This window comes from Pseudomonas sp. ok272, from assembly GCF_900109995.1.
Lineage (GTDB): Bacteria > Pseudomonadota > Gammaproteobacteria > Pseudomonadales > Pseudomonadaceae > Aquipseudomonas.
Genome location: NZ_FOCB01000003.1, coordinates 374,341 through 386,084, shown reverse-complemented (window position 1 = coordinate 386,084; position 11,744 = coordinate 374,341). Strand labels below are relative to the sequence as shown.

General features: G+C 64.3%; 12 protein-coding genes. 6 read left to right on the top strand and 6 right to left on the bottom strand.

Going from position 1 to position 11,744, the window contains the following annotated elements; genetic code table 11:
- Positions 1-54 precede the first annotated feature (54 nt).
- Positions 55-876 (bottom strand): shikimate dehydrogenase, encoded by an 822-nt coding sequence (gene aroE / locus BMW74_RS07395; RefSeq protein WP_093415789.1) that lies wholly within the window; start codon positions 874-876, stop codon positions 55-57.
- A gap of 13 nt (positions 877-889) precedes the next feature.
- Positions 890-1,804, bottom strand: a complete 915-nt coding sequence (hemF, locus tag BMW74_RS07390; RefSeq protein ID WP_093415786.1) for an oxygen-dependent coproporphyrinogen oxidase — start codon at positions 1,802-1,804, stop codon at positions 890-892.
- A gap of 165 nt (positions 1,805-1,969) precedes the next feature.
- Here hemF and BMW74_RS07385 point away from each other — a divergent pair, with 165 nt between their 5' ends.
- Entirely contained in the window at positions 1,970-2,947 is a 978-nt protein-coding gene (locus tag BMW74_RS07385) for a quinone oxidoreductase family protein (protein ID WP_093415784.1), read from the top strand.
- A gap of 253 nt (positions 2,948-3,200) precedes the next feature.
- Here the strand turns inward: BMW74_RS07385 and BMW74_RS07380 are convergent, their stop codons facing one another.
- Complete coding sequence (locus BMW74_RS07380; protein WP_093415781.1) at positions 3,201-3,758, bottom strand: L-threonylcarbamoyladenylate synthase type 1 TsaC; 558 nt, start codon at positions 3,756-3,758, stop codon at positions 3,201-3,203.
- A gap of 44 nt (positions 3,759-3,802) precedes the next feature.
- On the bottom strand, positions 3,803-4,906 hold the full coding sequence (dprA, locus tag BMW74_RS07375) for a DNA-processing protein DprA (RefSeq protein WP_093415778.1): 1,104 nt from the start codon (positions 4,904-4,906) through the stop codon (positions 3,803-3,805).
- A gap of 329 nt (positions 4,907-5,235) precedes the next feature.
- On the opposite strand from dprA, the gene def reads away from it, so the two are divergent.
- The 5 genes from def to BMW74_RS07350 all read left to right on the top strand — a co-directional run bounded on the left by def (position 5,236) and on the right by BMW74_RS07350 (position 9,934).
- Positions 5,236-5,742 (top strand): peptide deformylase, encoded by a 507-nt coding sequence (def, locus tag BMW74_RS07370; RefSeq protein ID WP_093415775.1) that lies wholly within the window; start codon positions 5,236-5,238, stop codon positions 5,740-5,742.
- Positions 5,743-5,798: 56 nt separating this feature from the next.
- A complete protein-coding gene (fmt, locus tag BMW74_RS07365; protein WP_093415772.1) occupies positions 5,799-6,758 on the top strand; it encodes a methionyl-tRNA formyltransferase in 960 nt (319 codons plus the stop codon).
- Entirely contained in the window at positions 6,755-8,065 is a 1,311-nt protein-coding gene (gene rsmB, locus BMW74_RS07360; RefSeq protein WP_093415770.1) for a 16S rRNA (cytosine(967)-C(5))-methyltransferase RsmB, read from the top strand. Before fmt ends, rsmB begins: the two co-directional genes overlap by 4 nt.
- A gap of 22 nt (positions 8,066-8,087) precedes the next feature.
- Complete coding sequence (trkA, locus tag BMW74_RS07355) at positions 8,088-9,461, top strand: Trk system potassium transporter TrkA (protein WP_093415767.1); 1,374 nt, start codon at positions 8,088-8,090, stop codon at positions 9,459-9,461.
- Positions 9,462-9,622: 161 nt separating this feature from the next.
- A complete protein-coding gene (locus BMW74_RS07350; protein WP_093415764.1) occupies positions 9,623-9,934 on the top strand; it encodes a tetratricopeptide repeat protein in 312 nt (103 codons plus the stop codon).
- Positions 9,935-10,199: 265 nt separating this feature from the next.
- Here the strand turns inward: BMW74_RS07350 and BMW74_RS07345 are convergent, their stop codons facing one another.
- Complete coding sequence (locus tag BMW74_RS07345; protein WP_093415761.1) at positions 10,200-11,087, bottom strand: lysophospholipid acyltransferase; 888 nt, start codon at positions 11,085-11,087, stop codon at positions 10,200-10,202.
- Positions 11,088-11,129: 42 nt separating this feature from the next.
- Entirely contained in the window at positions 11,130-11,687 is a 558-nt protein-coding gene (locus BMW74_RS07340; RefSeq protein WP_093415758.1) for a DNA-3-methyladenine glycosylase I, read from the bottom strand.
- Positions 11,688-11,744: the final 57 nt, after the last annotated feature.

The following is an 11,744-nucleotide window of genomic DNA, read 5'->3' as shown; positions in this document are numbered from 1 at the left end:
ACACCCTCTTCGCGAGCAGGCTCGCTCCCACATGGAAATGATCTGCTTCCGGGTTTACGCCGCCAACTGACGACGCAGCTCGGCCAATACCGGTGCCGTGTCCGGGCGCACCCCGCGCCACAGGAAGAACGCTTCGCCGGCCTGCTCGGCGAGCATGCCCAGGCCGTCCATCGCCACCGCGGCCCCCTGCTCACTGGCCCAGCGGCAGAACGGGGTGGGCTCCTTGCCGTACATCATGTCGTAGCACAGGGTCTTGCCGGGGTCGACCAAGCTGCTGGCGATCGGCGGGACCTCGCCGGCCAAGCTGGCGGACGTGGCGTTGATGATCAGGTCCACCGGCTCGCGCAGCCAATCAAAGCCGCTGGCCGATACCGGGCCCAGGTCCGCGAACAATTCGGCCAGCAACTCGGCCTTTTCCACGGTGCGGTTGGCGATGATTACCGACGCCGGCTGCTCGGCCAGCAAGGGCTCCAGCGCCCCCCGCACCGCGCCGCCGGCACCCAGCAACAGGATGCGTTTGCCCCGCAGGCTGAACCCGGCGTTGACCGTCAGGTCGCGCACCAGCCCGGCGCCGTCGGTGTTGTCCCCCAGCAGGCGGCCATCGGCCTGCTTGCTCAGGGTGTTGACCGCCCCGGCCCGTTGCGCCCGCGCCGTCAGGTGGTGGGCCAGGCGATACGCCTCTTCCTTGAACGGCACGGTGACATTGGCCCCACGGCCTTCGCGGAAAAAAGCCGCCGCGCAGCCGGCAAAATCGTCGAGTGGCGCCAGCAAGGTGCTGTAGTCCAATTGCTGGCCGGTCTGCTCGGCAAACAGGCGGTGGATCAGCGGCGACTTGCTGTGGCCAATCGGGTTACCGAATACGACGTAACGGTCCATCGGGACTCCTCGTTCAGGCGTTGGCCAACCAATCGCGGTCTTGCAGGTAGTACTCGGTCAGGCGCGCTTCTTCACTGCCCGGCTCGGCCTTCCAGTCATAGCCCCAACGCACTTGCGGCGGCAGCGACATGAGGATCGACTCGGTACGCCCGCCCGACTGCAGGCCAAACAGCGTGCCACGGTCGTAGACCAGGTTGAACTCGACGTAGCGGCCACGGCGGAACTCCTGGAACTCGCGCTGTTGCTCGGTGTAGGCCTGGGCCTTGCGCCGCTGCACGATGGGCAGGTACGCCTGGATGTAAGCGTCACCGATGGCGCGGATGAAGGCGAAGCAGGTGTCGAAGTCCCACTCGTTCAAGTCATCGAAGAACAGGCCGCCGATCCCCCGGGGCTCGTTGCGGTGCTTGATGTGGAAGTAGCTGTCGCACCAGTCCTTGTAGCGGCTGTAGACGTCCGGGCCAAACGGCGCGCAGGCCTGCTCGGCGACCCGGTGCCAGTGCACGCAGTCTTCTTCATTGCCGTAGTAGGGGGTCAGGTCGAAGCCACCACCGAACCACCAGACGGGCTCTTCACCGTCTTTCTCGGCGATGAAAAAGCGCACGTTGGCGTGGGATGTCGGCACATGCGGGTTGTGCGGGTGAATCACCAGCGACACGCCCAGGGCTTCGAAGCCGCGCCCGGCCAGTTCCGGCCGATGGGCACTGGCGGACGGTGGGAGGCCGCTGCCAAAGACGTGGGAAAAGTTGACGCCACCTTTCTCGATCACCGCGCCGTTTTCGATCACTCGCGTACGGCCGCCACCACCGGCAGGCCGGGTCCAGGCGTCTTCGACGAAGCGCGTGGCACCGTCTTCGGTTTCCAGCGCGGCACAAATACGGTCTTGCAGGTCGAGCAGGTAGGCTTTAACGGCCTCGGTGCGGGTAGTCATGGCATCACCTTGAATCGGGCAAAGCTACGTGGCGCGCCATCAGGACGGCGGCCAGCGCAAATGGGCGCGTAGCATAACACCGCACCCGCAAGCACCACAGTTGACGAAGATCAAGCTTAGGAGTCCGATAGGCCCCCTACGCAAAACCCCTTCAGGAGAATGCAGATGGCCAAACGTATCCAGTTCCGCGCCCATGGCGGCCCCGAGGTGCTTGAGTATGTGGACTACCAGAGCCCCGAGCCGGGCCCGCAGCAGGTGCGCGTGCGCAACCAGGCCATTGGCCTGAACTTCATCGACACCTATTTCCGCAGCGGGCTCTATGCGCCGCCCGCCTTGCCATCGGGTCTGGGGGCGGAAGGCGCGGGGGTGGTCGATGCCATCGGCAGTGGCGTGACCCGCTTCAAGGTCGGTGACCGCGTGGCCTACGGCAGTGGCCCACTGGGCGCCTACAGTGAGCTGCACGTATTGCCGCAGGACAATCTGGTGCACCTGCCGGACGCCATCAGCTTCGAGCAGGCCGCCGGGGTCATGCTCAAAGGCCTGACGGTGCAGTACCTGTTACGTCAGACCTATGAACTCAAGGGGGGCGAAACCATCCTGTTCCACGCCGCCGCCGGGGGCGTGGGTTCGCTGGCCTGCCAGTGGGCCAAGGCCCTGGGCGTGAAGCTGATCGGCACGGTCAGCTCGAAGGAGAAAGCCGCGCTGGCCATGGCCAACGGCGCCTGGGCGACCATCGACTACAGCCATGAAAACGTCGCACAGCGGGTACTGGAACTGACGGACGGCAAGAAGTGCCCCGTGGTGTACGACGGGGTCGGCAAGGACACCTGGTTGACGTCTCTGGACAGCACCGCGCCGCGTGGGCTGGTGGTGAGCTTCGGCAACGCCTCGGGGGCGGTGGATGGGGTGAACCTGGGGATTCTGTCGACCAAGGGCTCGCTGTACGTCACCCGGCCAACCCTGGCGACGTACGCCAACACGGCCGAGAACCTGCAAGCCATGGCCGATGAGCTGTTCGCGATGATCATCAGCGGCACGCTGACGGTGGACATCAGCCAGCGCTATCCATTGGCCGAGGCCGCCAAGGCGCAGACCGAGTTGTCGGCGCGGCGCACCACCGGGTCGACCATTTTGTTGCCTTGAGGGGACGCCTTCGCGGGCAAGCCTTAATGCCAGTCAGTTAAGGCGCCAAACCTGTGGGAGCGAGCCTGCTCGCGAAGACGGCAACACAGCCAACATCTCCGTTGACTGACCTACTGCTATCGCGAGCAGGCTCGCTCCCACGTGGGTTTCGCTTAACTGACTGGCATTAGGGCAAGCCTCGCTCCTACATAAGATCAATCAACGCAACGATCTGTAGGAGCGAGGCTTGCCCGCGAACCACCGCAACCCGGTCTCAATCCGGACGCACCACATGCCCGGTCGCCAGGTCACGAATCACGCTGGGGTTCTTGCGCCCACCCAGGTTGCCGCCCAGCACCAGGTCGACCTGGCCACGGAAGTACTGCTCGACGCGCAGCCGCGTCCGCGCCGCCGGCCGGCCTTGCGGGTTGGCCGAGGTCGACACCAACGGCCCGACCAATGCGCACAAGTCCCGCACCTGCGGGTGATCGCTGACGCGCAGGGCCACGGTCTCGTGCACCCCGGTGATCCATTGCGGCAGCAGGTTCTGGTGCGGCACCAGCCACGTGTTCGGCCCCGGCCAGGTACTGGCCATGCGGTCCATCCACAGCTCGGGGAAATCCTCGAACAGGAAGTCGAACTGGCGGATGTTGTCGGCAATCAGGATCAGGCCTTTTTCCACCGAGCGCCCCTTGATCGCCAGCAAGCGGTACACCGCCTCTTCGTCCCAAGGGTCACAGCCCAGGCCCCAGACGGCTTCGGTCGGGTAGGCAATCACCGCCCCTGCGCGAATTCCCCGGGCTGCCTGCTGCACACGCCATTTGTTGACCATCACCAACTCTCCAAAATAAGGCTGCGCGCAGTTTACCTATCTTTCTAGCGTAGGCGGGCAAACCAGCGTCCGCCTTCACACACCGCACGCGCTTGCATCTCCAACTCGGTCAGGGCGGCCAACACCTTGGGCAACGGCCAACCCACCGCGTCGGCCAGGGCCTCACTGGTGTAGGGCGCGGCAAACAGCAACCGCAGCAGCGGGTGATCCGCTGGGGGCGGGGCGTCGGGGGCAGACGGTTCGTGGTGCCAGCCGCGCAGGCCTTCGAGGATGTGTTCGATGGTTTCCACCAATACCGCGCCATCGCGGATCAATTGATGGCAGCCACGGGCGCCGGGGTGGTGAATGGAACCGGGGATCGCGTACACCTCGCGTCCCTGCTCCGCCGCCAACCGGGCCGTGATCAACGAACCGCTGGCGACACTGGCCTCGACCACCAGCACACCCAGTGACAATCCGCTGATGATTCGATTGCGCCGGGGGAAGTTGCTGGCGTGTGGGCCAGCGTCCAGGGGGAACTCGGAAACCACTGCGCTGCCTTGGGCGATCATGGCCTCGCCGAGGCGTCGATTGCGCTGTGGATAAAAATTTCCCAGGCCTGTGCCCACCACCCCGATCGTGTGCCCACCGACGTCCAGCGCGGCTTGATGCACCGCCGCGTCGATGCCCAGGGCCAGGCCGCTGGTGATGACGAATCCGGCTCCCGCCAGGCTGCGGGAAAACGCCGTGGCGGTGTCCAGGCCCGGTCGTGAAGCGCGGCGGCTGCCGACCATCGCCAACTGCGGTTGTTCCAGGATCGCCGGGCTGCCCGCGACAAACAACAGCGGTGGCGGGTCGCTGATTTCTTCCAGCAGTGCCGGGTATCCCGGTTGCCCCAACACCAATAAATGTTGGTCCTCATGCTCTAGCCAGGCCAATGCGCGGTAGGCGCAGTCGCGAATCAGCGGGCTGCGCCGGGCATCGGCACTGGCCGCCGGCAACCCGAGGGAGCGCCATGCACTGGCCGGTGCACTGAGCGCCTTGGAGGCACAGCCGAAGGCATCGAGCAGGGTTTTGAACCGCCGCGGACCGACATCCGGCAGGCAGTGCAGGCGTAAGCGGGCTTCCAGTTCTGCAGGCGAAAGCGCTGCAGGTGCAGACGGCGACATAGGATCATCCTTGATCGTTAGACGGTGTTAAGACCTAGGCACAAGCTGTGGATAAGTCTGTTGGTAACTTGTTCGCGAGGGGACCGTTGCAGCGGTGTGTCCAGGGGCGAAACCGCCCGGATCGCGACGCCACAGGGCGACTAGTGATTTCATCATGCGGTGATTCCCTTTATCATGTGCGCTCGCGTAAAACACTGGAGCCTCCATGGCTCGCTCCCTTGAAACAAGGAGCTTGGTTTTACAACGGTAGCCCGCCTCCACGGACTGAGTCCCTGGACCCGCCCGGCCACCGGCCCCGACCTTACTTCACACGTGCAGCAATTACGCTTATGGCCATTTTGAACATCCTCGAATTCCCCGACCCGCGCCTGCGGACCATCGCCAAACCGGTGGCCGTAGTGGACGACGAAGTGCGGCAGTTGGTCGATGACATGTTTGAAACAATGTATGAAGCACCAGGCATCGGCCTCGCGGCGACCCAGGTCAACGTGCACAAGCGCATCGTGGTCATGGACCTGTCCGAAGACCGCAGCGAACCTCGGGTGTTCATCAACCCTGAGTTCGAGACCCTGACCGACGAGATGGACCAGTATCAGGAAGGTTGCCTGTCGGTACCCGGCTTCTACGAGAACGTCGATCGCCCGCAAAAGGTCAAGATCAAGGCCCTGGACCGTGACGGCAAGCCCTACGAGCTGATCGCCGAAGGCCTGCTGGCGGTGTGCATCCAGCACGAATGCGACCACCTCAACGGCAAGCTGTTCGTTGATTACCTGTCCTCGCTCAAACGCGACCGGATCAAGAAGAAGCTGGAAAAGCTCCATCGCCAGAACGCCTGATCCCTTTCTTCCAAAGGCTTGCTGCGGCAAGCCTTTTTCTTTTGTGAGAGCTTCCCATGACTGAGCCACTGCGCATCGTCTTTGCCGGCACCCCCGAGTTTGCTGCCGAACACCTCAAGGCCCTGCTCGATAGCCCGCACCAGATCGTGGCGGTCTACACCCAGCCGGATCGCCCGGCCGGTCGTGGGCAAAAGCTGATGCCCAGCCCGGTCAAGCAGTTGGCACTGGCGCACAACATTGCCGTGCTGCAACCGCCAACCCTGCGCAATGCCGACGCCCAGGCCGAACTGGCGGCGCTCGCGCCGGACTTGCTGGTCGTCGTGGCCTACGGCTTGATCCTGCCGCAAGTGGTGCTGGACATCCCGCGCCTGGGTTGCATCAACAGCCACGCCTCCTTGCTGCCACGCTGGCGCGGGGCGGCACCGATCCAGCGCGCCGTGCAGGCCGGTGATCGCGAAAGCGGCGTCACCGTGATGCGTATGGAAGCGGGCCTGGACACCGGACCGATGCTGCTCAAGGTCGTGACCCCGATCAGCGCCGACGACACCGGCGGCAGCCTGCACGACCGCCTCGCCGAACTGGGCCCGCCTGCGGTGATCCAGGCGATAGCTGGGCTCGCGGCCGGCACCCTGGAAGGCGATGTGCAGGACGACAGCCTCGCCACCTATGCGCACAAACTGAACAAAGATGAAGCCCGCCTCGACTGGAGCCGCCCGGCCGTGGAGCTGGAGCGCCTGGTGCGCGCCTTCAACCCGTGGCCGATCTGCCACAGCACGCTCAATGGCGAAGCCTTGAAGGTGCTGGCCGCCAGCCTCGTCGAAGGCAAGGGCGCGCCGGGCGAAGTCATCAACGCCAGCAAGGACGGCCTGATCGTCGCCTGTGGCGAACAGGCGCTGTGCCTGACCCGCCTGCAATTGCCCGGTGGCAAGGCGCTGGCCTTCAGCGACCTGTTCAACAGCCGCCGTGAGAAATTCGCCGTGGGCACCGTGCTCGGCGCTGCGGTGGACGCCCAATGAACCCGCGTCTGGCCGCCGCCAAGGCATTGGCTGCCGTGCTCAGCGGCAAAGCGTCGCTTAACAGTTCGCTGCCCACCCAGCTGGACAAGGTCGAAGACCGTGATCGCGGCTTCACCCAGGACCTGGCCTTCGGTACCGCACGCTGGCAGCCACGCCTGTCGGCACTGGCTGCCAAGTTGCTGCAAAAACCGTTCAAGGCCGCCGACGCCGATGTCGAGGCGCTGTTGCTGGTGGGCCTGTATCAACTGCTCTACACCCGGGTCCCGGCCCATGCCGCCATCGGTGAAACCGTGGGCTGTGCCGACAAGCTGAAAAAGCCCTGGGCCAAGGCCCTGATCAATGCCGTGCTACGCCGCGCCCAGCGTGAAAGCGAAACGCTGCTGGCCGAACTCGAACACGATCCGGTGGTGCGCACCGCCCACCCGCGCTGGTTGCAAAAATCCCTCAAGGCCTTCTGGCCCGAGCAATGGGAAGCCATCTGCGCCGCCAACAACGCCCATCCGCCCATGATTCTGCGGGTCAACCGCCGTCATCACGCGCGCGATGCCTACCTCGGGCTGCTGGCCGCCGCGGGCATCAACGCCCAGCCGTGTACCTACAGCCGCGACGGCATCGTCCTCGAAACACCGGGCGATGTGCGCAGCCTGCCGGGCTTCGCCGAGGGCTGGATCAGCGTGCAGGACGAGGCCGCGCAACTGGCGGCCGACCTGCTGGACCTGGCGCCCGGCCAGCGGGTGCTGGACGCCTGCTGCGCACCCGGCGGCAAGACCTGCCACATCCTCGAAGCCGAGCCAGCGCTCGCCGGCGTGGTGGCGGTGGACCTGGAAGCCAAGCGCCTGGTACGGGTGCGGGAAAACCTCGCGCGCCTGGGCCTGGACGCCGAACTGATCGCCGCCGACGGCCGCGACACCCAGGCCTGGTGGGACGGCAAGCCGTTCCAACGGATCCTGCTCGACGCCCCGTGCTCGGCCACCGGCGTGATTCGTCGCCACCCCGACATCAAGCTGACCCGCCAACCGGACGACATTGCCGCGCTCGCCGTGCTGCAGGGCGAACTGCTGGACGCAATGTGGCCAACCCTCGACGTGGGCGGCATCCTGCTCTACGCCACCTGCTCGACCCTGCCGACCGAGAACACCGACGTCATCGAAGCCTTCCTGGCGCGCACCCCGGGCGCTCGTGAACTGGACATCGCCAGCCAGGCCGGGATCAAGCAACCCCACGGCCGCCAGTTACTGGCCCAGGAGGGTGGCCACGACGGCTTCTATTACGCCAAGCTGATCAAGATTGCCGCCGCACGCGGTTAAACGGATTTAAGGGAGTGACTGGATGAAAATCATCATCCTCGGCGCAGGACAGGTCGGCGGCACGCTGGCGGAACACTTGGCCGGCGAAGCGAACGACATCACCGTGGTCGACACCGACGGCGAACGCCTGCGCGACCTCGGCGACCGCCTGGACATCCGCACCGTGCAAGGTCGCGGCTCGCTGCCGACCGTCTTGCGCCAGGCGGGCGCCGATGATGCCGACATGCTGATCGCGGTGACCAACAGCGACGAAACCAACATGGTCGCCTGCCAGGTCGCCCACACCCTGTTCCACACCCCGACCAAGATCGCCCGCGTGCGTGAAGCCGCCTACCTGACCCGCGCCGACCTGTTCGATAACGACGCGATCCCGGTCGACGTGTTGATCAGCCCGGAACAGGTGGTGACCAACTACATCAAGCGCCTGATCGAGCATCCCGGCGCCTTGCAGGTGATCGACTTCGCCGAGGGCAAGGCCCAACTGGTGGCGGTCAAGGCCTACTACGGCGGGCCGCTGGTGGGCCAGCAACTGCGTCAGTTGCGCGAGCACATGCCCAACGTCGACACCCGCGTGGCGGCGATCTTCCGCCGCGACCGACCGATCCTGCCCCAGGGCGATACGGTGATCGAAGCGGACGACGAGGTATTTTTCATCGCCGCCAAAGCGAACATTCGCGCGGTGATGAGCGAAATGCGCCGGCTCGATGAGAGCTACAAGCGCATTGTCATCGCCGGCGGCGGGCAAATTGGCGAACGCCTGGCCGAAGCCATCGAAAGCCGCTATCAGGTGAAAATCATCGAGATGAACGCGGCGCGCTGCCGCCACCTCTCGGACTCCCTGGACAGCACGGTCGTCCTGCAAGGCAGTGCCTCGGACCGCGATTTGCTGCTGGAAGAGAACATTGCCGACGCCGATCTGTTCCTGGCGCTGACCAACGACGACGAAGCCAACATCATGTCGTCGCTGCTGGCCAAGCGCCTGGGCGCGAAAAAAGTGATGACCATCATCAACAACCCGGCCTACGTCGACCTGATCCAGGGCGGCGACATCGACATCGCCATCAGCCCGCAACTGGCGACCATCGGCACCTTGCTGGCCCACGTGCGGCGCGGTGATATCGTCAGCGTGCACTCACTGCGCCGCGGCGCGGCGGAAGCCATCGAGGCGATTGCCCACGGTGACGCAAAGTCGAGCAAGGTCATCGGCAAGGCCATCGAGAACATCCTGCTGCCGCCGGGCACCACCATCGGTGCGATCATCCGCGACGAGGAAGTGTTGATCGCCCACGACGACACGGTGATCGAGGCGGGTGATCATGTGATTCTGTTCCTTGTGGATAAAAAGCATATTCGGGATGTGGAGAAGCTGTTCCATGTGGGGTTGAGCTTCTTCTGATCCAGAAGCTGCAGAGGCCGAGGGGCCTCATCGCGAGCAGGCTCGCTCCCACAGGATTCTCGATCGGTTACACATTTTTAGGTTCACTGACGGTCCGTTGTGGGAGCGAGCCTGCTCGCGATGGCCCCCTCACTGGACCCCACCTCAAAGAGGCCTCCACCATGCTCGAATCCCTGGAAAAAATGCTCGCCAAGGGTGTGGATAACTCGCTGCTGCGCTTCGGCCTGGGCAAGGGGTATCTGGACCTGAAGGAAAACGCCAAGGCTGTGGAGCATTTCAGTCGCTGCGTGGCGTTCGACCCGAAGTACTCGGCGGCGTGGAAGTTGCTGGGCAAGGCCCACCTGGCGCTGGCCGATTACCCGGCGGCGCGCCAGGCCTGGGAACAAGGCCTGGAAGCGGCCCGCGCCCATGGCGACAAGCAGGCGGAGAAAGAGATGGCGGTGTTCTTGAAGAAACTCGACCGCCAGGCCTGATGCGATCCGTGTGGGAGCAACTGTCTTAGCCATGCCGCTCGTCACCGCCATCGCGAGCAGGAATCTGGGTTGAGCCCGTAGGAGCGAGGCTTGCCCGCGAACCGGCCAGTCCATCCAACATCAATGTCGTCAGGTTTACCGCCTTCGCGGGCAAGCCTCGCTCCTACAAGAAATCCGGGCCTGACACGGGATGGGTGTTCACCGTGGACCAGGGTGGCAAGCCAGCTCCCACATTGTCTTGTGGTGCTTGAGCCTCAGCGGTCACTCAGTACCAACGCTCCTCACCCGGCGGACGCTTCTTGAAGCGCTTCATGCTCCACATGTATTGGCTCGGGTAAGCGCGCACATACTTCTCGACCACCTGGCTCATGGCCGCGCAGGACTCGGCGGTATCGGTGCTGTACATCGCCTCGGGCGCCGCCTCCAGGATCACTTTGTAGCCTGAACCGTCCGGCAGACGCAGCGCATGCAGGAACACCCCGACCGCCTTGCCGCCGGCGAGCATGTTCGGCACGAACTTGCTGGTCAGGGCCATGGTGGCGAAGAACGGTACAAAGATCCCGGCGGTTTCGGCCGGCTCCGGGTCGGCGGGAATGCCCACCTGGCCGCCTTTGCGCACTTCCTTGATGACACTGAGGATGCCTTCCTTGGTCGAGGCCGCCACGCGATTGCCCAGTTGCACCCGCTGCTTGCGCAACAGTTCGTCCACGGCCTTGAGCTTGGGCGGACGGTAGAAAATGATCGGTTTGCACTGGCTGCAATAGAAGTGATTGAGCACTTCCCAGTTGCCCAGGTGGCTGGTGATGCCGACCACGCCCTTGCCCGAGGCCAGGGCCTCCTTGAGCACGTCCAGGCCTTCGACTTCACGCACCAGGTCAATGGAGCGCTGGGCCGGCCAGATCCAGGCGCAGGCGCTCTCGGTCAGGGACTTGCCGATGTCCTTGAGGCTCTGGCCCACCAGGCGCTCGCGCTCGGCGGGGTCCATCTCAGGGAAACACTTGGCCAGGTTGATCCGCACCACGTCCCGGGAACGGTTGGGGGTTTTCCACATCACCCAGCCAATCGCCGCGCCTACGGTCTGCACGGCCCGCCAAGGGAGCAGGGCAAACAACCTTAGAGCGCCTACCAGCAAGGCGCCTTTCAACTTATCCACAGGTCACTCCTGTTGTCTTGATCCTGTTGTGAGCCGGGCATTCTAACCGCCTGCCGCCAATGTGGCGTAACGATCACAGTCGAGGGTGTGATCCATGACCATGCCCGAGGCCTGCATCAGCGCGTAACAGATGGTCGGGCCAACAAACGTGAACCCGGCGTTCTTCAAGCCTTTACTCATCGCCACGGCGACCGGGGTCACGGCCGGCACCTCGGTACGATCCTTGAAATGATTGACCTGGGGGACGTTATCCACAAACGACCAGAGAAACCCCACCGGGTCCTCCAGCGCCAGCCAGGCCTGGGCATTGCGCCGGGCCGCCTTGAGCTTGAGGCGGTTGCGGATGATCCCGGCATCGAGCATCAGATCATCGATTTCGGCGTCGCTCATCTGCGCCACGCGCTGCACATCGAAGCCGAACAACACCTGGCGGTAACGCTCGCGTTTCTTCAATACGGTGATCCACGACAAGCCCGCCTGGAACCCTTCGAGCAAAAGCAACTCGAACAAACGCTGCGCATCGCGCAGCGGCACACCCCACTCCTGATCGTGATAAGCCATGTACAACGGATCGTTTGAACACCAAAAGCAGCGTGGCATAGGGCTCCAGGGGAGTGGTGGCGGGGCCGAATCGGGTATACTCCCGCTCTTTAAATC